Origin of the sequence: Bradyrhizobium sp. HKCCYLS3077, assembly GCF_051167555.1 — a bacterium.
Classification (GTDB): Bacteria; Pseudomonadota; Alphaproteobacteria; order Rhizobiales; family Xanthobacteraceae; genus Bradyrhizobium.
On record NZ_JBNPTH010000002.1, the window covers coordinates 186,660 to 209,499 of the forward strand.

The following is a 22,840-nucleotide window of genomic DNA, read 5'->3' on the forward strand; positions in this document are numbered from 1 at the left end:
GCACCCACCGCGCCAAAGGTGAGCTCCCCTCCCCCTTGCGGGGAGGGGTCGGGGGTGGGGGTCCCCGGGCGCCGAACGCATTTTCAGGCTCACTTTCGGCGAGCTGCTATCCAGGACCAGTCTGTCTCGCGCGCACTCAATTGCGCATCATTGATAGTCGCACTCGTGGACCCCCACCCCCGACCCCTCCCCGCAAGGGGGAGGGGAGTGCACCGTCCGCGCCGGGCCAGTTGTGCCAAAAAACGCGAACCTGACTACTTCACCAGCCTGAACTTCCCGCCCTCGACCTTGATCAAAAACGCCGAGCGCTCGTCGTAGCCGTTGTGGTCGGTCGGGCTCATGGTGGAGAGGCCGTTGTTGAGGTAGACGTCCTTGCCGCGCTCGAGCTCGTCGCGCAGGGCGGCGCGGAATTCCGGCGTGCCGGGCTTGGCGGCCTTGAGCGCGCCGGGAATGGCGCCTTTCAGCAGCGTCACCGTGTCCCACAGATGCGCGGCGAAAATGTTCGGCCGGTCGCCATGGACGGCCTGATAGGCCGTAACGAACGCGTCGTTGGCGCGGCGGAACGGATCCTCCGGCGAAAGATCGTCGGCGATCGAGAACGCTTCGCCGGCGAAGATCGCGCCTTCGACGTTCTCCTTGCCGAGCTTGATGAACTCCTGCGTCGCCACGCCATGGGTCTGGAAGATCTTGCCCTGATAGCCGCGCTCGCGCAGCGCCTGCTGCGGCAGCACGGCGGGCGTGCCGGCCGACGCAATGAACACCGCATCCGGATTGGTCGCGATCACCTTCAGCGCCTGGCCGGCGGCGCTGGTGTCGCCGCGCGCATAGACCTCATGCGTCGTGACCGTGATACCGAGCTTCGGCGCCAGCCTGCTCACCTCCTGGTAGTAGCCCTCGCCATAGCCGTCGGAGACGCCGATGAAGCCGAGCGTCTTGACGCCGCTCTTGGCGATGTATTTCAACATCGCCGCGGCCATGATGTCGTCGTTGGGCACCACCTTGAACGCCCACTTCCGCTTGTCGTCCATTGGCTGCACGATCGCGGTCGAGGCCGCCAGCGACAGCAGCGGCGTGCGTGACTCCAGCGCGACATCGAGCATCGGCATCGTGACCGGCGTCAGCGACGAGCCGATGATGACGTCGACGCCGTCCTGGATGACGAGGCGCCGCGCATTCTGCAGGCCCTTGACGCTGTCGGACTCGTCGTCGAGCGCGATGTAGACGATCTTCTCGCCGCCGATCTCCTTCGGCAGTGCGGCGACCGCCTTGATCTGCGGCTGCCCGAGCGCCGAGCCGGGCCCGGTCGCCGACACCACGATACCGACCTTGATGTCGGCCCGCGCCGGCGCGCCGAGCGCCAGCATGGCTGCCATTCCGAGCGCAGTGAGTGCGGCTCTCATCGCGAGTTCCTCCCCGTTTAGTGTGCCCGGCGCGTTGATCGGCCGCGACTTCGAGCCGCCAAGCCTAGCCCCGTCGCGGCCGCGCGTCTGTCCCCGTGGTTGGTGACGTCGGGCGGCCTTCCAGCTGTCCAACGTTGCTGCTAGGCTGAAATAAACAGAACATCCGGGGGGAGGACCATCATGGAGGCCATCAGATCCGGCGTCGATGCGACCAGCGCCGTCAGCGCCCTGGTGCTTGCCATCGGCCAGCCATCGTTTCCGGCCGTCCTGATCGACACCTTGCGCGATGTCGCCGATGTCGGCCATTGCATGGTGTTCTCTTTCGCCGGCCAGCGCTCGGCGCGCTGCCTGCTCAGCACCGGCAACATCGCGATCGGGCCCGATCTCGGCACCGCCTATTCGGAGCACTTCCACACCGCTGATCCCAACCGCGACGTGATCTTCCGCGAGCGCGCGGAGCAGCGACACATCCTGCTGCCGCACTTCGCACGGCGGATGTATCCGAAGGGCTATCGCAAGCTGTTCTTCGAGGACTCGGAGATCGTCGACAAGGCCGCCACCGCGATCTGGGTCGGCGATCACTGCACCTATGTGAACTTCTATCGCACGGCGGAGCAGGGCGGCTTCACCGAGGCCCAGCGGCAGCGCATCACGGCGGTCGCCCCGATCGTCGCCGCGATCGTCGCGCGGCATTGCCAGGACGAGGCGGACGCGGCGACTCCGGCGGACAAGCTCGCGCTGCTGTTCGCGGCCGGCGGCCCGCTGTCGGTGCTGACCCCACGCGAGAAGGACGTTTGCCGGCGCATCCTCGACGGCTTCACGTCTGAGGCGATCGCCGGAGATCTCGGCATCGCGCTCAACTCCGTCTTCACCTATCGCAAGCGCGCCTATGAGAAGCTCGGCATCGCCTCGCAGAACGAGCTGTTCGCGATCGCGCTGCGGCTGATGACCGTGCCGAAGCCGCTGAACTGATCATGTCACCCATCACCGGGACAGACGCGGCTCATGCCCGCCGCTAGCTTGCGCCGTCTGACCGGAGGCCACGCGTGAGCACCGCACCGCATTTCGACATCGATCCCGCAACATTCTGGGCCGATCCCTATCCGGCGCTGGCGCAAATGCGCAAGGAGGCGCCGATCGCCTTCGTGCCGCAACTCGGCAGCACGCTTTTATGCCGGCGCGACGACATCTTCGTCTCCGAGAAGCAGATCGAGGTGTTCAGCTCGCACCAGCCGCAGGGGCTGATGAACCGGCTGATGGGCCACAACATGATGCGCAAGGACGGCGCCGCGCATATGGCCGAGCGTCAGGCGATCGCGCCCGCGGTGTCGCCGCGCGCGGTCCGCGTGCACTGGCTGGCGCAGTTCCAGGCCCACGCCGACCGGCTGATCGACGCGCTCGATCCGGCGGCCGGCGTCGATCTCGTCCGCGATTTCGCCCTGCCGTTCTCGGCCGAATGTCTGAAGCTGATCACCGGCCTCACCAACATGCGCTATCAGGACATGAACGCGTGGTCGCAGGCGATGATCGACGGCATCGCCAACTACACCGGCGATCCCGCGGTCGAGGCGCGCTGCAATGCGGCCACGTTCGGCATCGACGCCGCGATCGACGACATGGTGCCGGTGCTGGAACAGACCCCGAACCAGAGTCTGCTCGGTGTCATGCTCGCCACGCAGATGCCGATGGACAGCATCCGCGCCAACATCAAGCTCGCGATCTCCGGCGGCCAGAACGAGCCGCGCGATGCCATCGCCGGCACGGTATGGGCGCTGCTGACGCATCGCGAGCAGCTCGCGCTCGCCATGAGCGGCGAAGTGCGTTGGCTGCAGGTGTTCGAGGAATATGCCCGCTGGATCTCACCGATCGGCATGTCGCCGCGGCGCATCGCCAAACCCTGGTCGATCCGCAACGTGACGTTCGAGCCGGAGGAGCGCGTGTTCCTGATGTTCGGCTCGGCCAACCGCGACGAGGCGCATTTTCCCGATCCCGACCGCTTCGACATCCGCCGCGACGTCTCCAAGAGCATCGCCTTCGGCGCCGGCCCGCATTTCTGCGCTGGCGCCTGGGCCTCGCGCGCGATGATCGCCGACGTCGCCCTGCCGACGCTGTTCGCGCGGCTGCAGAACCTGCGGCTGCGCGACGCCGAGCCGGTCCGCATCGGCGGCTGGGCCTTCCGCGGCCTGCTCAACCTGCCGGTGACGTGGGATGCGACGCGGAATTAATCCGGTGCTGTCTGGCGATTTGTTTGCACGACGGGCACGCCGTGCATGTGCGCCATGCGTGAATTGCCCGTCGTGTTAGTTTGCCGCAGGCGTCCTGGCTTGTGTCGTCGGGCAAATCAGGTCGATGCTCTGGCTCAACCCGCCTCGAGCAGAGGGACGTACGCGTCGTCACGAACGTGGAGGTGGGCTGCGATGGACGTGACGGTCGTGCCAGACGAGCATGGCCGGCGCGGACGGCGAAGTCGTGTGGTCCTGGCCTCTCGACGCTGAGGTCAAGTCCGTGGTCGTTGCTTGACGGCACGCGCGGGCGATGGGGGCAACAAAGCCGATCCCCAGGGAGAGCACGAAGGACACCGTTAAAACCAATCGCGCGGGGAAGGCCGGGTCTGTCCGGCTGTACTCGTGGTGACTGCCGCCTGCATTTCTTTCTGCAGGCGGGCCACGGGCCTCAGCCGAGGTCCGGCCTTCCTCGCGCCCTCTCTTATTTCGGAGGGACATGAGCGATGCATGCCTCGGGCACGATGTGCCGCGGGACTGCAATCCCGCGTCTTATGAGTTGGCGCGGTCCCCAACCAAGTCCACCACTGTCGTCCCGGACAAGCGCGCTCCCGACACGCGCAAGCATTGTTCGGCAAGCGCGCGCCGATCCGGGACCCATAACCCCAGGGAGCTGTTCGAGGCACGATGGCCGCTCCATCCCGCCCAGCCACACCTGCTACGGCGTATGGATCCCGGGTCGGCGTCCGCCCCCGCTTCGCAGGGCCGGACTTGCCCGGGATGACGCTGAGGGTGTGGCCGGCCTATGCGTCCCAAAACCGCACGGGAGCGGGGCGCGTCGTGACGAGGAGACGCGCGGCTCCATCACGGTCGCCCTCACGCCTCCAGCGCGGTCCTGATCATGCGGGCGAGATCGGCGCTGAGATATGGCTTGGCGAGCAGCAGCACATCGGCGTCGAGCCGGCCATGATGCACGATGGCATTCTCGGTGTAGCCCGACGTGTACAGCACCTTCAGCCCGGGCCGCCGCTTCTCGGCTTCGATCGCGAGCTGGCGGCCGTTCTTGCCGCCGGGGATGATGACGTCGGTGAACAACAGGTCGACCCGCTCGTCGCTGTCGATGATCGCGAGCCCCTCGGCGGCGTTGCTCGCCGACAGCGTGCGATAGCCGAGCCGGCGCACCTGGGCGATGACGTAGTCGCGCACCAGCGCGTCGTCCTCGACGATCAGGATGGTCTCGTCGCCGCGCGGCACGGCTGGCCGCTCGACGTCGGCGGCCGGCAGCTCCGGCGCACTCGCCGCGCGCGGCAGATAGAGCTTCACCGTCGTGCCGTGGCCCTGCTCGCTGTAGATCTTGACGTGGCCGTTGGACTGCTTGACGAAGCCATAGACCATGCTGAGCCCGAGGCCCGAGCCCTTGCCGACGTCCTTGGTGGTGAAGAACGGCTCGAACACCTTGTCGAGCAGCGAGGCCGGAATGCCTTCGCCGGTGTCGCTGACCGCGATCATGATGTAGTGGCCGGGCCTCGCGTCGCGGTTCAGCCGCGCGTAGTGCTCGTCGAGCGTGACGTTCTTGGTCTCGAGCGTCAGCTTGCCGCCGTCCGGCATCGCGTCGCGCGCGTTGAGCGCGAGGTTGAGGATGGCGGTCGAGAGCTGGCTCGGATCGATCAGCGCCGGCGCGCTGTCATGCGCGAGCATCGACTCGATCTCGATCTGCTCGCCCAGCGTCGGGCGCAGCAGGCGTGCCGCATCGACCACGAGCCCATTGATGTCGGTGGAGCGCGGCTGCAGCGGCTGGCGGCGCGAAAAGGCGAGGAGATGCCGGGTGAGGTCGGCGCCGCGCTCGGCGGCGGCGCTGATCATGTCGGCGATGCCGGCGAGCTGCGGCTTGTCCTTGACCGCATCGGCGAGGATCTCGATCGTCCCGGTGATCACGGTCAGGATGTTGTTGAAATCGTGCGCGACGCCGCCGGTGAGCTGGCCGATCGCCTCCATCTTCTGCGCCTGGCGCACCTGGGCCTCGTTGGCCTCGATCTCCTGGAAACGCCGCACCATCGCCTCGGCGGCCTGGCGCTGCCGGATTTCTTCCTCCAATCGTTCATAGGCCTTCTGCAGCACGATGCGAGTCGGCTGCACCAGGATTTTGCGCAGCATCCTAATCATGCTGACAATGACCACGACCGAGATCACGGCGAGCAGGGCGTAAAGAAGACTCTCGAATCGTGCGTCCGACACCCAGAGATCGAGAATCGCGAGCAGACGCGTGAGCCCGTACAGCGCCACGAACACACCGAGCGCCGCCAGTGCGCCGCGGAACATGACCTCATTCCAGCGCCGCAACAGATACAGGCCGATGACGATGGAGACCGTGAAGAAGGCGCAGGCGATGAGCGCGTTGGACACGACATACAGCCAGAACCATCCCGGCGCCTCCGGCAGGCCCGCCGCTTGCACCGTCAATGTCGGCATTTGCAAACCATCCTCAAAAAGGCAACGCGTCAATCCTGGCGCCACGCGGGCCGCCCGTTGTCTCAAACCGAAAGGATCATTCAGCTTTTCGTCCCTCGCGCAAGGGCATTGGCGGCCTGGCCGAACGCCATTCCCAACTCCGCTGTCAAGCCCGTGCCACACATCCTTAACCGCCCGGTCACGCGGCTGTTAACGCCGCCACCTAAGCCGCTCGACACCTTCGTCACTTCGGGAGTGAAAGAGATGTCGAACACGATCGCGCACAACCGGCGCGAGTTCCTGCGCCTGCTCGGAGCTTCGGCCGCCACCGCGGCGCTCAGCCAGAGCATCGAGCGCGCGCACGCCATTCCGGCGTTCAATCGTCACGGCAGCATCGAGGACGTCAAGCACATCGTCGTGCTGATGCAGGAGAACCGCGCGTTCGATCATTATTTCGGCGCAATGCGTGGCGTGCGCGGCTTCAACGACCCGCGCGCCGTGAAGCTGCCGAACGGCAATCCGGTCTGGCAGCAGCCGAACGGCACGGGATCGGTGATGCCGTTCCGCGTCGACAATGCCGGCCAGGTCTATGTCGAGGATGTCGCGCACGGCTGGAACGACGGCCAGAAGGCCTGGAACAACGGCAACTACGACAAGTGGATCGCCAACAAGGGCACCACGACGATGACCTGCATGAACCGGCAGGATCTGCCCTGGCACTACGCACTCGCCGACGCCTTCACGATCTGCGATCAGTATTTCTGCTCGGTGATGGGACCGACCGATCCGAACCGCTATTATCTGTGGACCGGCTGGGACGGCAATGACGGCAAGAATGGCGGCCCGGTCATCACCAACGCCGAGGCCGGCTATGACTGGACCACGTTCCCGGAGCGGCTGGAGAAGGCCGGCATCTCCTGGAAGGTCTATCAGGACATCGGCACCGGGCTGAATGCCGCCGGCTTCTGGGGCTGGACGCAGAATCCGTGGATCGGCAATTACGGCGACAACTCGCTGCTGTATTTCCATCAGTACCAGAACTCGCAGCCGGGCAGCCCGCTGTATGAGAAGGCGCTGCGCGGCAGCAACATCGCCAAGGGCGGTACGTTCGAGAATCTGTTCGACGGCCTGCGCAACGACGTCCGCAACGGCACACTGCCGCAGGTGTCGTGGATCGCCGCGCCGGAGGCGTTCAGCGAGCATCCGAATTGGCTGCCGGGTCCGGGTGCCTGGTACATCTCCAAGGTGCTCGACATCCTGACGTCGAATCCGGAGCTGTGGAGCAAGACCGTGCTGCTCATCAACTACGATGAGGGCGGCGGTTTCTTCGACCACGTCGTCGGTCCCTATCCGGCGATGTCGCGGGCCTATGGACAATCCACCGTCGACGTCAGCACCGACCTGTTCGCCGGCGACGCCAATCACCTCGCGGGACCGTATGGTCTCGGCGTGCGCGTGCCGATGATGGTGGTGTCGCCGTGGTCGCGCGGCGGCTATGTCTGCTCTGAGGTCTTCGACCACACCTCGGTGATCCGCTTCATCGAGCAGCGCTTCCATCGCCATGCGAAGGATCTGTTCGAGACCAACATCCCGGCCTGGCGTCGCGCTGTCTGTGGCGATCTCACCTCGGCGTTCAACTTCACCTCGCCGAACGAAGGTCTGGCGCCGCTGCCGAGCACGGCGGGCTTCAAGCCGCCGGCCTCCGATATCACCTCGGGCGCGCGCTTCGACGACTATCACCCGGTGCCGCCGGCCAAGCAGGTGCTGCCGCAGCAGGAGCCCGGCATCCGTCCGGCGCGCGCGCTGCCGTATGACCTGCGCGTGGACGGCGATGCGGATGCCGCGCATAAGAAGTTCGGCATCCGCTTCGTAAATCCGGGGCAGGCGGGCGTCTGCTTCCACGTGCGTTCCGGCAACACCGCGACCGGTCCGTGGAGCTACACGGTCGAGGCCGGCAAGTCGCTGAACGGCGTGTGGGATCTTGCCGCCAGCGCCGGCCAGTATGACCTGTCGGTGTACGGCCCGAACGGCTTCTACCGGCACTTCAAGGGCGGCGTCGTCTCGACCGCGGCGCTGGTCGACGTCGACACCGTTCACATGTGCGACTGGGATGAGGGAGACGACGCCCGCAGCCTCGCGGTGGCGCTCACCAACAAAGGCGCGAGCTGCGTGGTCACGCTGACCGACAACTATTCGGGACGCAGCGAGCGGCATCGCCTGCAGCGCGGCCAGCGGCTGGAGACCAAGGTGCGGCTGCGCCAGACCCATGGCTGGTACGACCTGACGGTGACGGCGGACAGCGACGCCAATTTCAACTGGCAGCTCGCGGGCCATGTCGAGAACGGCCGGCCCAGCATCAGCGATCCGGCGATGGGCAAGATCGCCGCGAGCTGATCGCGGACAACAGCGACGCGATGCGCCCGGAGCGATCCGGGCGCATCGTCAGGACGAAGAGGTGACGAGCGATTGATCGGCGTCGTCGGCGTTGGGATCACCGGGCGCGGTGGCCCAGGCAAGTTCGACCAGGGTCACGATACGGCGGCCGGCGCCATCGAGCTGGCAGACGATCAGGCCCTGGTCCTCGATATAGGTGAGCAGCCGCTGCGCCCGGCGCAGCGAGTGCGAACCGTAGGCGCGCGCGATCGCGGCGTCGCTCGGGCAGGGGCGGCCGTCCTTGGCCGCGCGGGCGAGCATCATGAACACGCCCTGCATGTCCTCGGGCAGCAGCGAGGCGCGCAAGGTGACGTCTTGCCAGCCGGCATCGTCGGAGGCCGCGTCACCGCCGAGGCCGGCGCGCGCGCGGGTCAGCATGCGGCGGAATTCGTTGAGGTCGGGCACGGCCGTGCCCAGCCCCTCGATGCGGCAGCGGACGACGAACTCCTGGTAGAGCACGCCGACGGCGCGGAAGCCGGCGTCGGGCTCGGCCAGCACCGCCTGCAACACCCGCTCGACGCGGGCGCGGCGCTCGGCGAGCTCCTCCTCGCTGATCTCCGGCGGCGGCGGTTCTGGGCGGAATTCGAGTGCGGCGGACTTCGCCGCGATGAGCTGGTCGAGCAGCTCCGGCTGCGGCTTGCGCTGCGGCCGCGGGTTGGCCTCGGGCGGTGGGGCGGCGAGGATGACGGCGCGGGCGTCCTCGAGCGAGGCTTCCGGCAGCGGCATCAGCCGCGGCGTCGCATTGCGCGGCTTGGTGTCGGTCGGGCCGATGCGCAGGCCGAGCGGACGGCGCGACAAAGCGGGGCCGAGCGCCATGAACTGGCCGCGCTCGAGATCGCGGAAGGCTTCCGCCTGGCGGCGCTCCATGCCGAGCAAATCGGCGGCGCGCGCCATGTCGATGTCGAGGAAGGTACGGCCCATCAGGAAGTTCGAGGCCTCGGCCGCGACGTTCTTGGCCAGCTTCGCCAGCCGCTGCGTCGCGATCACCCCCGCCAGCCCGCGCTTGCGGCCGCGGCACATCAAATTGGTCATGGCGCCGAGCGAGGCCTTGCGCGCTTCGTCGGACACTTCGCCGGCGACGGCGGGCGCGAACAACTGGGCCTCGTCGACGACGACGAGCATCGGGTACCAATGGTCGCGCGAGATCTCGAACAGGCCGTTGAGAAACGCCGCCGCCCGCCGCATCTGGTTCTCGGCGTCGAGCCCTTCGAGGTTGAGTACGGTGGAGACGCGGTGGATCCGCGCCCGCTCGCCGGCGACTTGAAGGGCGCGCTCGGTGTGGTCCTCGGCCTCGATGACGAGGTGGCCGAATCGCTCCGCAAGCGTAACGAAATCGCCTTCGGGATCGATGATGGTCTGCTGCACCCAGGGCGCGCTCTGCTCCAGCAGCCGGCGCAGCAGATGCGACTTGCCGGAGCCGGAATTGCCCTGCACGAGCAGGCGGGTCGCCAGCAGTTCTTCGAGGTCCAGGGCCGCAGGCGATCCCGCCGTCGTCTGCCCCATCTCGATCGCAACCGTCATGTGCCCCGACTCAAACCCGCGTCCCGCAGAGGGTGGCGCTTAACAAGCCCGGACCGATGCGTCGAGCCTTCGTGCGGGCTTGTCCCAGATTCAGCATCGGCTGTGGATGATTTCTGCAGGGAACTCCGAGGCTGCGGCGGGTCGGTCGAAGCCGCGGTCGACAGGAAACGCCCGGCGCTTGGCGCATGCTCGGGTTTCACGATACGATGCCGAAAAATGGGGCAGCAAGTGAACGAGCATTCGGACGCCGTGCGCGCGGACACGCAGATGCTCGCGCCCCAGGCCGACGTCGTGCAGGGCGCCGATGCGATGGCGCGACTGCGCGCCAGCGAGGAGCGTTTCCGCGCCTTCGTGACCGCGAGCTTCGACGTCGTCTATTGCATGAGCCCGGACTGGAGCGAGATGCGCTTTCTCCGAGGCAAGGATTTCATTGCCGATACGATGACCCCGAGCCGGCGCTGGCTCGCGAAGTACATCCCGTCCGATCACCAGCCGCAGGTGCTGGACGCCGTCGGCAGGGCTATTGCGACGAAGAGCGTGTTCGAGCTGGAGCATCGTGTCATCAGGGTCGACGGAACGCTCGGCTGGGCGCATTCGCGTGCCGTGCCGATGATGAGTGGCGATGGCGTCGTCCTCGAATGGTTCGGCGCGGCCCGCGACATCACCGAAAAGAAGCTGGCCGAAGAGGAGTTGCGCAAGAGCGAGGAGCGGCTGCGCAGCGCGGTCGAGGTCGGGCGGCTCGGTCTGTGGGATTGGAACGTCAGGACCGGCGAGGTTTATTGGTCGGACGAGCATTTCCGCATGGAAGGCTACGGCGTCGGCGAAGTGCCTCCGAGCTACGAGGCCTGGACGGCGCGGCTTCATCCGGAGGATCGAGCGGCAACGGAAGCGGCGGTGCGGCGGGCGATGGAGCTGCGCGAGGACTATGCGCGCGAGTTTCGCGTCATTCATCCGAACGGGACGCTGCGCTGGCTGTATGGCCGCGGCCGCTTCTTCTACGACGAGGCCGGACGGGCGATCCGCATGACCGGCGCGATGATCGACGTCACCGAGCGGCGCGAGTGGGAGGAGCGGCAGACGGTGCTGGTGGCCGAGTTGCAGCATCGCACCCGCAACCTGCTCGGCGTCGTGCGTTCGATGGCCGACAAGACGGCGCGCGCCAGCACCGATCTCGCCGATTTCCGCACGCGCTTCCGTGACCGGCTGGACACGCTGTCGCGTGTCCAGGGCCTGCTGTCGCGCCTCAAGGAGCAGGACCGGGTCACGTTCGACGATCTGATCCGCAGCGAGCTGTCCGCGGTCGCCGGCACGTCCGAGCGCGTCACACTGGCCGGGCCGCCGGGTGTGCGATTGCGATCCTCCACGGTGCAGATGCTTGCGATGGCGCTGCATGAGCTCGCCACCAATGCCGTCAAATATGGCGCGCTGGCGCAGCCGTCCGGCCGGCTCGGAGTGGTTTGGTCGCTGGAGCGGAACGGCGCGGACAACAGGCCCTGGCTGCACATCGATTGGCGGGAGAGCGACGTCGACATGCCGCCCCCTGGCGTCGTCTCCGTCGGCACGGGACAGGGCCGCGAGCTGATCGAGCAGGCCTTGCCCTATCAGCTCAATGCCAGGACCTCGTTCGGGTTCACGCCCGACGGTGTCAGCTGCACGATTTCGCTTCCCGTGTCTTTCACCACGCCGGAGCTCGAGGACCATGCCTGAACGTCCGCTGCGTGACCGTCACATCCTCATCGTCGAGGACGAATACATGCTGGCCGACGAGCTCAGGCGCGAGCTCGGCGGTGCCGGCGCAACGGTTCTGGGACCGGTCGGAACCGTTGCGGAAGCGCTGGTGCTCGCGAACAGCCAGGCGAGGATCGATGGTGCCGTGCTCGACGTGAATCTGCGTGGCGAGATGGCGTTTCCGGTCGCGGACTTGCTGGTTGAGCGCGGCGTGCCCTTCGTGTTCACGACGGGCTACGATGAATCGATCATCCCCGACCGGTTCGCGGAGATTCTCCGCTACGAGAAGCCGATTGCAGTCGAGGGGCTCATCGGTGCGCTCGGACGCATGGCCGAAACCGGGGCGCGACAATGACGCGCCCGCGGCACGGACCTGCCGGGCGGGAGGCGGAGGCCCTACACCTCGCGCCGGCTGAGGAAGGCGAGCCGCTCGAACAGATGCACGTCCTGCTCGTTCTTGAGGAGGGCGCCGTGCAGCGGAGGGATCAGCTTGCGCGGATCGCGCTCACGAAGCTGCTCGGGGCCGATGTCCTCGTTGAGCAGCAGCTTGAGCCAGTCGAGCAGCTCCGAGGTCGACGGCTTCTTCTTCAGGCCGGGCACGTCGCGCACCTCGAAGAAGATGCGCAACGCTTCCTCGACCAGACGCTTCTTGATGTTCGGGAAGTGCACGTCGACGATGCGGCCCATCGTGTCTGCGTCGGGGAACTTGATGTAGTGGAAGAAGCAGCGGCGCAGGAATGCGTCGGGCAATTCCTTTTCGTTGTTCGAGGTGATGATGACGATCGGGCGCAACTTGGCCTTGATGGTCTCGTTGGTCTCGTAGACGTGGAACTCCATCCGGTCGAGCTCGAGCAGGAGATCGTTCGGAAACTCGATGTCGGCCTTGTCGATCTCGTCGATCAGCAGTACCGGGCGCTGCTCGGCGGTGAACGCCTCCCACAGCTTGCCGCGCTTGATGTAGTTCTTGATGTCGGACACGCGGCTATCGCCGAGCTGGCTGTCGCGCAGCCGCGACACCGCGTCGTATTCGTAGAGGCCCTGCTGCGCCTTGGTGGTCGACTTGATGTGCCAGGTGAGCAGCGGCGCGTTGACGGCCTTGGCGACTTCCTCGGCCAGCACGGTCTTGCCGGTCCCCGGCTCGCCCTTCACCAGCAGCGGGCGCTCGAGCACGATCGCCGCGTTGACGGCCACTTTGAGGTCGTCGGTGGCGACGTAGTCCTGGGTCCCGGTAAATTTCATCGCGCCTCGCTTGTCGGTCGAACTTGTGTTGAGTGGCTACGCCGCGGCAGCGGCTTTGAGATGATGGCTGCCATCGGAAGGAGAAATAATCAAGCGCGCCTGATCAGCGAGAGGATCACGAGCACGATGACGGCGCCGATGGTGGCGTCCAAAATCGCACCCAAGGTGCCGCTGGCGAGCGCGATGTGCAGCGCCGGCAGCACGTAGCTCGCGACCAGGGCGCCGATGATGCCGATCACCATATTGCCGATCAGGCCGAAACCGGCGCCGCGAACGATTAATCCGGCCAGCCAGCCCGCGATGGCACCGATGATCAGCGCTGCAATGATACCCATGAAAACCCCCATTCCATCCGTGGTTCCTGGGATTGTAGAGCAAAAAGCCGCCCGGTCCAGACTGGCCGCAGCGGCAGCCCTCGACGCGCCCTGGCCCTTGACGTGCCCTCCGGGCCGCGCGATCTAATGGGCATGTTCCTGCAATTCTTCACAGCACTGCGCGACGCGCAGGTCCCGGTCTCCTTGCGTGAATATCTCACGCTGATGGAGGCCATCGACGCCGATCTCGCCGAGCATTCGGTCGAGAACTTCTACTATCTGTCGCGCACCGCGCTGGTGAAGGACGAACGCAATCTCGACAAGTTCGATCGCGTCTTCGGCACCGTGTTCAAGGGATTGGAAAATCTCCTCGATGCGATGGAGAAGGCCGAAATCCCCGAGGAGTGGCTGCGCAAGCTGGCCGAGAAGTATCTCACCGAGGAAGAGAAGAAAGAGATCGAGGCCATGGGCTGGGACAAGCTCATGGAGACCTTGAAGAAGCGGCTGGAAGAGCAGAAGGGCCGGCACCAGGGCGGCAACAAGTGGATCGGCACGGCCGGCACCTCGCCGTTCGGCGCCTATGGCTACAACCCCGAAGGCGTCCGGATCGGCCAGGACAAGAACCGCAACAACCGCGCCGTGAAGGTGTGGGACCGCCGCGAGTTCAAGGATCTCGACGGCAATGTCGAGCTCGGCATCCGCAACATCAAGGTCGCGCTGCGCCGCCTGCGCAAGTTCGCCCGCACCGGCGCGCCGGACGAGCTCGATCTCGACACCACCATCCGCGAGACGGCCAATCACGGCTATCTCGACGTGCACATGCGTCCCGAGCGGCGGAATGCGGTGAAGGTGCTGGTGTTCTTCGACATCGGCGGCTCGATGGATTCGCACGTCGCCCAGGTCGAGGAATTGTTCTCGGCGGCGAAGAGCGAATTCAAGCACATGGAATATTTCTACTTCCACAACTGCCTCTATGAGGGCGTGTGGAAGCAGAACAAGCGGCGTTTCACCGACCGCACGCCGACCTGGGACGTGCTGCACAAATATCCGCACGACTACAAGGTGGTGTTCGTCGGCGACGCGTCGATGAGCCCTTATGAGATCATGGTGCCCGGCGGCTCGGTCGAGCATGTCAACGAGGAGCCGGGCTCGGTCTGGCTCGATCGCGTCATCCGCACCTATCCGCATACGGTGTGGCTCAATCCGGTGGCGCAGAAGCATTGGGATTACTCGGAGTCGACCACCATCATCCGCCGCATCTTTTCCGAGCGCATGTATCCGATCACGATCGAGGGGCTGGAGTCGGCGATGAAGGAGCTGGTGCGCTAGAACGGCCCCGTCATTCCGGGACGGTCGCACCAGCGATCGAACCCGGAATCTCGAGGTTTGTTCGATAAGCTCTGGATTCCGGGTTCGGTCCTGCGGGCCGCCCCGGAATGACGCCGAGCAATACGACGCTCTGCAATAGCGGGGCAGGGAGGTTCGAGAATGCCCCAGACCATCACCCGCGGCATCAAGACGCTGCTCGACGAAGCCAATGCCGAGATCGAGACGCTCTCCGCGGCTGAGGCGATGGAGGCGGCCAAGCGCGACGACGTCGTGATCGTCGACATCCGCGATCCCCGCGAGATCGAGCGCGAGGGCAGGATTCCCGGCGCATTCTCCTGCACGCGCGGCATGCTGGAGTTCTGGATCGATCCGCAGAGCCCCTACGCCAAGCCGATCTTCCAAGAGGACAAGACGTTCATCTTCCATTGCGCCGGCGGCCTGCGCTCGGCACTGGCCGCCAAGACCGCAAAGGATATGGGGCTCAAGCCCGTGGCCCACATCGGCGGCGGCTTTGCCGCCTGGCGCGAGGCGGGCGGGCCGGTCGAGGCCTGGGCGCCGAAGAAAAAGGATTGAAACCTGCTCGTCACACGCGGGCTTGACCCGCGTGTCCATCGCTTGAAGAAGATGGATCGCCGGATCAAGTCCGGCGATGACGATTTGAAAGTGATGCTGGAGCCAGGCCATGACCGCCCCCAATGACCCGCTCGTCTCCACCGACTGGCTTGCGGCCCGTCTCGGCGATCCCAAGGTCAAGGTGCTCGACGCGACCTTCAAGATGCCGGGCGTGCTGCCTTTGCCGAAGGACGATTATCTGAAGGCGCACATCCCCGGCGCCGTGTTCTTCGACGTCGACGAGGTCTCCGACCATTCCAATCCGCTGCCGCACATGTATCCGAGCGCGGAGCAGTTCGGCCGGGACGCCGCGCGGCTCGGTGTCAGCAACGGCGATACGGTCGTGGTCTACGATGCCGGCGGCTGGGTCGCCGCCCCGCGCGCCTGGTGGATGTTCCTGTCGTTCGGCCACGCGGATGTGCGCGTGCTCGATGGCGGTTTAAAGAAGTGGGTTGCCGAGGGGCGCCCCGTGGATGGCGGACAGGTCACGCCGGCCGCGGGCAGCTATCGCGCGACCTTTGACGCCGCGCGCGTGCGCCGGATCGAGCAGATGGTTGCCAACCTCGCAGGCCATGCCGAGCAGGTGATCGACGCACGGCAGGCGCCGCGCTTTGCCGGCGAGGTCGCCGAGCCGAGGCCCGGCCTGCGCTCGGGTCACATTCCGGGCAGCCGCAATCTGCCGTATGCGGAGCTGTTCGACGCCGCCACCGGCGTGATGAAGCCGCTCGAGGACCTGCGCAGAGCGTTCAGCGCCGCGGGCGTCGACCTGGCGAGGCCGATCGTCACCTCCTGCGGCTCTGGCGTCTCCGCGGCGGTGTTGACATTGGCGCTCTACCGGCTCGGCATTCGCGACACCGCGCTCTATGACGGCTCCTGGTCGGAATGGGGCGTCGAGAACGGGCCGCCCGTCGCGACCGGACCGGCCTGACCGGCGCCGGCTCCTATCGGGAGCGCGGCGCGGCCGCCTGGGTCATGCCCTGGGCCTGACCGAAGGGCTGCTGCTCGAACGGGTTGGGGAAGGCCTGGGGTTGCTGCTGCTGGGCTGCAGCCTGGCGGGCGGCCCGGACGCGCTGGGCATAGCGGCGCTGCTTGGCACGCTTGGCGGCCAGTTGCTTCTCGCGGGCCTGCCGCTTCTTCAGGACGCTCCGCCGCAACTGAACGCTGGCGATTTTGACCGAAGCGCGATGCTCGCCGGCCGCGGGCCGCTCCTGGTGGATGGGCTGTTCGCCGAGTGCCGCCAGCTTGGCTGCGATCGGATCGAGCGCCACCGGTGCCGGGGCAGGCGCCGGCAGAGCCGGAGTCGCGATGGCGGTATCTGCGCTCGCGACGACTTGCAGCCCGGACGCAGGCGCGGTTGGGGTGGCCAAGGGCTCGCTGGTGGAGGACGCCACGACCGGTGCTGGATTCGAAGCGGTCGCTTCCGGAGCCATGTCCATCTTGGGCTTGTCGGTCGCCTTCTCGACGACGACCGTGCTCGCCATATCGGCGCTGCCAATTTCAGGCTTCATGCTGCCGGTGCCATCGCTCAGCGCCGCGACGGTCTGGCTCGGGATCACGACACGGCTCGTGTCGACCAGGTCAGCCGGCAGAGAGGGGGTCGGCAAGGCCGGCGGCTCGACGGCGGCCGCTGTCTCGATCTTCTCCGTCACCGGAGCATCGGATGCCGCGGCGCTCAGCGGCTCGGCTGCGGCCTGCGGCGCGTCGATGGGGCTCGCGGCTGAAGCGAGCGGGGCCGCGGGGCTGGGCTCGACCCGCAGCACGGCGAGAACCGGCGGTGGCTCCGCCGGTGGCAGGAAGGTGGTGAAGCCGGATGCCTGGGTCGAGCGCCAGGACGAGTTGCTGGCAAACTGTTCATGAGCGGCGCGCAACAGAGCTGCAGCACCCATGCCGAAAACGGTGAGAGAGATCGAACAGAGGATCGCGGCGACGAGGAAACGAAAGCCGGGAAGCATCGACGGAAAACTCTCCGTCACGGCAGCAGGACTGCCGAGACCTTCGAGCCAGTAGGGAACGCGGTGATCACAGGGAATGGCCGCGTTCGCGACGGTGCCGGCTTCTGCCGTGCATCGCGAATCAGGCTGAAGTCAGAATACCGAAAGCGTTCCCGCTCGCTCGTCAAATCGCGGCATCGATGCGGCCATCCGGAGCTTGGCTGCACTTTTTCGGCGGCGTGAGACTTCCGTGCAACGACGGTGGTGTGATCACAATTTGCCGAAATGGCACCGCGTCGGCCGGAATTGTCTTGAATGCGCCGCTATCTTCGGCCATCTGGCGGAGCAAAGGTCCCAATCGGCGGCTTGGGGATACTGCAAGGGCGATGATGATCAGACACATTCTGACGGTTTGCGCGGTCGCAGCGGCGGGCGCGGCGGCGACTTCGTTCGCCGAGGCACAGCAGGTCTATCAGACTGCACCGGGAGCCTACTCGCCCGCGCCGACTCCTTACCCGACCGACGCGCGCGGACATAACCCGGATTTCGATGCGCTGGACGACGAGGACGCGCCCGGCAACTCCGCCGCGCTGCCGCCGCCCGGACCGGTGATCTCGCCGGACGATCCGCGCTATGGACGGCCTGCCAGCGGACCCGTGTATGGGACCGCCGCTCCGAGCGGCCCTGTTCTCTCACCGGATGACCCCCGCTACGGGCGTCCGGCCAATGCTCCGGTTTATGGCGCGGCGCCGACCGGCCCGGTGATGTCTCCCGATGATCCCCGCTACGGCAGGCCGGCAGGGCCGCCCCCGGTGATCTACGGGGATCGCCCGGCCTCATCGCAGCAGGCCTATGGCGGCGATGCCGGCGCACTGCGTCCTCCGGGCGCGGTCGGCGGCGCCTCGTCCGTTCCGGGAACGGCCCAGGCTCCGGCCGGCGATCGGCCGATGACGGTGGCGGCTTTGCCGCCGGAAGAGCAGCCGGATGCAGCGCCCGCGCCGCTGCCGGCCAACCTGCGTCGCCAGGAAGTCGACTTCGTCACCAAGGAGCCGCCGGGCACGATCGTCGTCGACACCCCGAACACCTATCTCTACCTGGTGCTCGGCAACGGCCGGGCGATGCGCTACGGCGTCCGCGTCGGCCGTGAAGGTTTCACCTGGACCGGCGTGCAGAAGATCACCAAGAAGACCGAGTGGCCGGATTGGTATCCGCCGAGCGAGATGATCGAGCGCCAGCCCTATCTGCCGCGCTTCATGGCCGGTGGTCCGGGCAACCCGCTGGGCGCCCGCGCGATGTATCTGGGCTCGACCGTGTATCGCATCCACGGCACCAACCAGCCCTCGACGATCGGCAAGTTCGTGTCCTCCGGCTGCATCGGCATGCTGAACGAGGACGTCTCGGACCTGTTCGAGCGCGTCAAGGTCGGCACCCGCGTCGTGGTCATGCCGGGCGGCGCGCCGGCGGGATCGAACAAGAACATGGCGGCAGCAGCCAACGGCGCGCCTGCGCCGGCCCCCGTCCAGGCCCAGGCCAATGTCCCGGCCGCCCAGCCGGCGACGATGCAGCCGCTGCCTCCGCCGGTGACCATCCGCTGAGCAGCGGCGATCGATGGCTTCGAAACACCCTCCTCGCGGAGGGTGTTTTCGTTTCGGAAGGGGGTCAGGCGAGCCGGCGTGGCGGCTCGGCCCCACCGAGCCAAGTGGCGATGCACTCGACCATCTGGCCGTAATGGGCGCGGAAGCTTTCCTCCGTGACGTAGCCGAGATGCGGCGTCAGCACGACGTTGTCGAGCCTGCGCAGGGGATGCGTGACCGGCAGCGGCTCGACTGTGAACACGTCGAGCGCGGCACCCGCGATGCGCTTCTCGCGGAGGGCGCGCAGCAGCGCGGGCTCATCAATGATGGGAGCCCGGGAGGTGTTGACCAGATAGGCGGATGGCTTCATCCGCCCGATGTCGGCGTCGCCGACCAGCCCGCGTGAGCGCTCGCTCAGCACGACGTGGATGGTGATGATGTCGGCCGTCGCGAACAGCTCCTCCTTGCTCGCGTAGCCGACGCCGGCGTCCTGACAGCGCTCCGGCGTGAGATTGGGGCTCCAGGCGATCACCTTCATGCCGAACGCCTGAGCGAGCCCGGCAACCTTGCCGCCGAGCTTGCCGAGCCCGATCACGCCGAGCGTCTTGCCCTCGATCTCGACCCCGCCCAGCGACTGCCAGGGCTGGCCGGCATGCATCCGCGCATTCTCCTGGCCGATCCGGCGGGTCAGTTCCAGGATCAGGCCCATGGTGAGAGGAGCGGTCGGGTCGCGGCCATATTGGGTGCCGCAGATCACGACGCCGCGCGCCTTGGCTGCCTCCATGTCGATCGCGGCATTGCGCATGCCCGAGGTGATCAGGAGCTTCAGCTTGGGGAGCCGGTCGATCAGCGTGCGTGGGAATGGCGTCCGTTCGCGCATCGCGCAGATGACGTCGAATTCGGCCAGCGCGCTGGCGGCCGTATCCTCGCTGTCGAACGGATGGGTGAAGGCCGTGACATCGACCTTGTCGGCCAGCCGGGGCCAGTCCGCCAGCGACAGGGCCGTATCGTAATAGTCGTCGAGAATTACACAGCGCAGCCGCGTCATCGGTCCGGATCCATTCGGGCAGGGAACGGCGACGTGAGACCGTCGCCAGCGAATGGATGGCATCGTTGCGCGCAAAGCGCGGGCGGCGCAAGCCGTGCGCCGGTCAAGATCAGTCGAGATCAGCCTTGAGGCGGAACGCTGCGTCGTTGCCGTATTTCGCGCGCCAGGCGGGGCCTGGACCGCGCATGTAGTGCAGTTCCGGCCGATACGGGTTGAAGGCCCGGGCGACAAATTCGCGCCAGAAAGCCCTGACGTCGGCGAGGAGACCGGATCGGCTCTGGCGTTCTGCCACCGCGGCGGACAGTGAAACTGACGTAAGGGTTGCCATGACGGGCTCTCGCTGTTGTCGGTCGCGGCTTGTGCCGCTTGGGCGCGCGGTTCTTGCGGGCCGAGACCGAGTTTCCCGCCGAATTAATTAAAAGATGGTTGCAATTGTCGTGATCGACCGCACACATGGTGAGGAAACCGTAGTCGTCCGTGAGCGCCGGGTCTGCGCCGGGCGGATACGACCCGGGATTGTCCCGGCAATTGTTCCGCTTGAGGTGGGCTCTCCGGTTGCCCTTTGGTGACCGCACGGCTACATCAGCGGCAACCATTTTCCGAAATTTCAGCCGGTTTTGAGGGACACGCGATGGCGCGCCAGTTCGTCTACTTCATGCAGGGTCTGTCCAAGACCTACCCGACCCGCAAGGTGCTCGATAACATCCACCTGTCGTTCTATCCCGACGCCAAGATCGGCGTGCTCGGCGTCAACGGCTCAGGCAAGTCGACCCTGCTCAAGATCATGGCAGGGATCGACAAAGACTACACCGGCGAGGCCTGGGTCGCGGACGGCGCGCGTGTCGGCTATCTGGAGCAGGAGCCGCAGCTCGATCCCAAGCTCACGGTGCGCGAGAACGTCATGCTCGGCGTCGGCAAGCAGAAGGCCATCCTCGATCGCTACAATGAGCTGGCGATGAACTACTCCGAGGAAACCGCCGACGAGATGACCAAGCTGCAGGACGAGATCGAGGCCCAGGGCCTGTGGGATCTCGACAGCAAGGTCGACCAGGCGATGGACGCGCTGCGGTGCCCGCCCGACGACGCCGATGTGAGCAAGCTGTCCGGCGGTGAGCGCCGCCGCGTCGCGTTGTGCCGCCTGCTGCTCGACCAGCCCGACCTGCTGCTGCTGGACGAGCCGACCAACCATCTCGATGCCGAATCGGTGTCCTGGCTCGAGGGCCATCTGCGCAACTATCCCGGCGCGATCCTGATCGTCACCCACGACCGCTACTTCCTGGACAACGTCACCAGCTGGATCCTCGAGCTCGATCGCGGCCGCGGCATTCCCTACGAGGGCAACTACTCGTCATGGCTGCAGCAGAAGCAGAAGCGGCTGGAGCAGGAGGGCCGCGAGGAGGCCGCGCACCAGCGCACGCTGGCGCGCGAGCAGGAGTGGATCGCGGCCTCGCCGAAGGCGCGCCAGGCCAAGTCGAAGGCGCGCTATCAGCGCTATGAGGAGCTGCTCAAGAAGGCCAGCGAGAAGCAGACCCAGACCGCGCAGATCATCATTCCCGTCGCCGAGCGGCTCGGCCAGAACGTCGTCGACTTCGAGGGCCTCTCGAAGAGCTTCGGCGATCGCGTGCTGATCGACAATCTTACCTTCAAGCTGCCGCCGGGCGGCATCGTCGGCGTGATCGGCCCGAACGGCGCCGGCAAGACCACGCTGTTCCGCATGATCACCGGCCAGGAGAAGCCCGACGCGGGCACCATCACCGTCGGCGAGACCGTGCATCTCGGCTATGTCGACCAGTCGCGCGATGCGCTCGACGGCAACAAGACCGTGTGGGAGGAGATCTCCGGCGGCAACGAGCTGATCCTGCTCGGCAAGAAGGAAGTGAACTCGCGCGGCTATTGCTCGTCGTTCAACTTCAAGGGCGCCGACCAGCAGAAGAAGGTCGGGGCGCTCTCCGGCGGTGAGCGCAACCGCGTGCATCTCGCCAAGATGTTGAAGTCCGGCGCCAACGTCCTGCTGCTCGACGAGCCGACCAACGATCTCGACGTCGATACGCTGCGGGCTCTGGAAGAGGCGCTGGAGGATTTCGCCGGCTGCGCCGTCATCATCAGCCACGATCGCTGGTTCCTCGACCGCATCGCGACCCACATGCTGGCCTTCGAGGGCGACAGCCATGTCGAATGGTTTGAGGGCAACTTCCAGGACTACGAGAAGGACAAGATGCGCCGGCTCGGCCAGGACAGCGTGATCCCGCATCGGGTCAAGTACAAGAAGCTGACCCGCTGATCTCCATGACGAGGCGCGACGCTGTCTCTGCTCCGGGACAAAGCGTCGCGCCCGCGTTGCGACCAGTTGTCGCTTCCGCGTGCTATGCGATGGCGTAGATAGACGTTCCGCCATCCATCCTAGCCTGCGAGATTCCCGATCATGTCTTCTCCCGACGCGTCCCTGTCCTCCAAGGGCGGCGCGCTGCGCCCGATTCCCATGCTGATCTTCGGCTCGCGCTGGCTGCAGCTGCCGCTCTATGTCGGCTTGATCATCGCGCAGGGCGTCTATGTCGTTCTGTTTCTCAAGGAGCTCTGGCATCTGTTCGCCCACGCCTTCGATTTCTCCGAGCAGCAGATCATGCTCGCGGTACTCGGCCTGATCGACGTGGTCATGATCTCTAACCTGCTGGTGATGGTGATCGTCGGCGGCTACGAGACCTTCGTGTCCAGGCTCAATCTGCAGGGCCATCCCGACGAGCCGGAATGGCTGAGCCACGTCAATGCCAGCGTGCTGAAGATCAAGCTGGCGATGGCGATCATCGGCATCTCCTCGATCCATCTGCTGCGCACCTTCATCGAAGCCGGTGCGCTGTCGTCGGGCAAGTCGACCTACACCGAAACCGGCGTGATGTGGCAGACCATCATCCACACGGTGTTCATCCTGTCGGCGATCGGCATCGCCATGGTCGACAAGCTGTCGAATGCCGCGATCGAGGAGGCGAAGCAGGCTGCGGGGCATTGAGGAGGGGAGCGCAAGTAGGTTGTTCACATTCTGTTCG

The 22,840-nt window shown here is 66.2% G+C and carries 19 protein-coding genes; 11 read left to right on the forward strand and 8 right to left on the reverse strand.

Annotation, left to right across the window (positions count from 1 at the left end; all coding sequences use genetic code 11):
• Positions 1-254: 254 nt before the first annotated feature.
• A complete protein-coding gene (locus ACQR0Z_RS06880; RefSeq protein ID WP_434918140.1) occupies positions 255-1,400 on the reverse strand; it encodes an ABC transporter substrate-binding protein in 1,146 nt (381 codons plus the stop codon).
• A 180-nt stretch (positions 1,401-1,580) separates the two neighbouring features.
• Between ACQR0Z_RS06880 and ACQR0Z_RS06885 the strand changes: the two genes are divergently transcribed.
• Entirely contained in the window at positions 1,581-2,372 is a 792-nt protein-coding gene (locus ACQR0Z_RS06885; protein WP_434918141.1) for a helix-turn-helix transcriptional regulator, read from the forward strand.
• A gap of 74 nt (positions 2,373-2,446) precedes the next feature.
• Complete coding sequence (locus ACQR0Z_RS06890) at positions 2,447-3,625, forward strand: cytochrome P450 (protein WP_434918142.1); 1,179 nt, start codon at positions 2,447-2,449, stop codon at positions 3,623-3,625.
• A gap of 873 nt (positions 3,626-4,498) precedes the next feature.
• Here the strand turns inward: ACQR0Z_RS06890 and ACQR0Z_RS06895 are convergent.
• Positions 4,499-6,091, reverse strand: coding sequence for an ATP-binding protein (locus ACQR0Z_RS06895; RefSeq protein WP_434862345.1), 1,593 nt, complete (start codon positions 6,089-6,091; stop codon positions 4,499-4,501).
• A 243-nt stretch (positions 6,092-6,334) separates the two neighbouring features.
• Here ACQR0Z_RS06895 and ACQR0Z_RS06900 point away from each other — a divergent pair, with 243 nt between their 5' ends.
• The gene (locus tag ACQR0Z_RS06900) at positions 6,335-8,464 is read left to right on the forward strand and encodes a phosphocholine-specific phospholipase C (RefSeq protein WP_434879531.1); all 2,130 of its coding nucleotides are present in this window, start codon (positions 6,335-6,337) and stop codon (positions 8,462-8,464) included.
• Positions 8,465-8,512: 48 nt separating this feature from the next.
• Here the strand turns inward: ACQR0Z_RS06900 and ACQR0Z_RS06905 are convergent, their stop codons facing one another.
• A complete protein-coding gene (locus ACQR0Z_RS06905; protein WP_434879530.1) occupies positions 8,513-10,024 on the reverse strand; it encodes a helicase HerA domain-containing protein in 1,512 nt (503 codons plus the stop codon).
• Between the two features lie 228 nt (positions 10,025-10,252).
• Here ACQR0Z_RS06905 and ACQR0Z_RS06910 point away from each other — a divergent pair, with 228 nt between their 5' ends.
• Positions 10,253-11,731, forward strand: a complete 1,479-nt coding sequence (locus ACQR0Z_RS06910; protein ID WP_434879529.1) for a sensor histidine kinase — start codon at positions 10,253-10,255, stop codon at positions 11,729-11,731.
• Positions 11,724-12,107, forward strand: coding sequence for a response regulator (locus ACQR0Z_RS06915; RefSeq protein WP_434862349.1), 384 nt, complete (start codon positions 11,724-11,726; stop codon positions 12,105-12,107). The genes ACQR0Z_RS06910 and ACQR0Z_RS06915 overlap by 8 nt, the downstream gene beginning before the upstream one ends.
• A 41-nt stretch (positions 12,108-12,148) precedes the next feature.
• Here the strand turns inward: ACQR0Z_RS06915 and ACQR0Z_RS06920 are convergent, their stop codons facing one another.
• Positions 12,149-12,991, reverse strand: a complete 843-nt coding sequence (locus ACQR0Z_RS06920; RefSeq protein ID WP_008964954.1) for an AAA family ATPase — start codon at positions 12,989-12,991, stop codon at positions 12,149-12,151.
• 89 nt (positions 12,992-13,080) lie between these two features.
• The gene (locus tag ACQR0Z_RS06925) at positions 13,081-13,326 is read right to left on the reverse strand and encodes a GlsB/YeaQ/YmgE family stress response membrane protein (protein WP_434862350.1); all 246 of its coding nucleotides are present in this window, start codon (positions 13,324-13,326) and stop codon (positions 13,081-13,083) included.
• 132 nt (positions 13,327-13,458) lie between these two features.
• On the opposite strand from ACQR0Z_RS06925, the gene ACQR0Z_RS06930 reads away from it, so the two are divergent.
• From ACQR0Z_RS06930 to sseA, 3 genes are all read left to right on the forward strand, one after another.
• Positions 13,459-14,634: a vWA domain-containing protein gene (locus tag ACQR0Z_RS06930; protein ID WP_434862351.1), complete on the forward strand. Its 1,176-nt coding sequence runs from the start codon at positions 13,459-13,461 to the stop codon at positions 14,632-14,634.
• A gap of 159 nt (positions 14,635-14,793) precedes the next feature.
• Positions 14,794-15,207 carry a rhodanese-like domain-containing protein gene (locus ACQR0Z_RS06935; RefSeq protein WP_434862352.1) on the forward strand — a complete coding sequence of 138 codons (414 nt, stop codon included), beginning with the start codon at positions 14,794-14,796 and terminating at the stop codon, positions 15,205-15,207.
• A 109-nt stretch (positions 15,208-15,316) separates the two neighbouring features.
• Positions 15,317-16,174 (forward strand): 3-mercaptopyruvate sulfurtransferase, encoded by an 858-nt coding sequence (sseA, locus tag ACQR0Z_RS06940; protein ID WP_434879528.1) that lies wholly within the window; start codon positions 15,317-15,319, stop codon positions 16,172-16,174.
• A gap of 13 nt (positions 16,175-16,187) precedes the next feature.
• Here the strand turns inward: sseA and ACQR0Z_RS06945 are convergent, their stop codons facing one another.
• A complete protein-coding gene (locus ACQR0Z_RS06945; RefSeq protein WP_434918143.1) occupies positions 16,188-17,198 on the reverse strand; it encodes a hypothetical protein in 1,011 nt (336 codons plus the stop codon).
• Between the two features lie 365 nt (positions 17,199-17,563).
• Here ACQR0Z_RS06945 and ACQR0Z_RS06950 point away from each other — a divergent pair, with 365 nt between their 5' ends.
• Positions 17,564-18,772 carry a L,D-transpeptidase family protein gene (locus tag ACQR0Z_RS06950; protein WP_434918144.1) on the forward strand — a complete coding sequence of 403 codons (1,209 nt, stop codon included), beginning with the start codon at positions 17,564-17,566 and terminating at the stop codon, positions 18,770-18,772.
• Positions 18,773-18,836: 64 nt separating this feature from the next.
• Here ACQR0Z_RS06950 and ACQR0Z_RS06955 read toward each other — a convergent pair whose 3' ends face one another.
• Both ACQR0Z_RS06955 and ACQR0Z_RS06960 read right to left on the reverse strand, forming a co-directional pair.
• Positions 18,837-19,799, reverse strand: coding sequence for a D-2-hydroxyacid dehydrogenase family protein (locus ACQR0Z_RS06955; protein WP_434918145.1), 963 nt, complete (start codon positions 19,797-19,799; stop codon positions 18,837-18,839).
• A gap of 109 nt (positions 19,800-19,908) precedes the next feature.
• Positions 19,909-20,127, reverse strand: a complete 219-nt coding sequence (locus ACQR0Z_RS06960; protein ID WP_434918146.1) for a hypothetical protein — start codon at positions 20,125-20,127, stop codon at positions 19,909-19,911.
• Between the two features lie 303 nt (positions 20,128-20,430).
• Here ACQR0Z_RS06960 and ettA point away from each other — a divergent pair, with 303 nt between their 5' ends.
• Complete coding sequence (gene ettA / locus ACQR0Z_RS06965) at positions 20,431-22,080, forward strand: energy-dependent translational throttle protein EttA (RefSeq protein ID WP_434879525.1); 1,650 nt, start codon at positions 20,431-20,433, stop codon at positions 22,078-22,080.
• Positions 22,081-22,221: 141 nt separating this feature from the next.
• The gene (locus tag ACQR0Z_RS06970) at positions 22,222-22,803 is read left to right on the forward strand and encodes a TIGR00645 family protein (RefSeq protein WP_434862359.1); all 582 of its coding nucleotides are present in this window, start codon (positions 22,222-22,224) and stop codon (positions 22,801-22,803) included.
• The last annotated feature ends 37 nt before the right edge of the window (positions 22,804-22,840 follow it).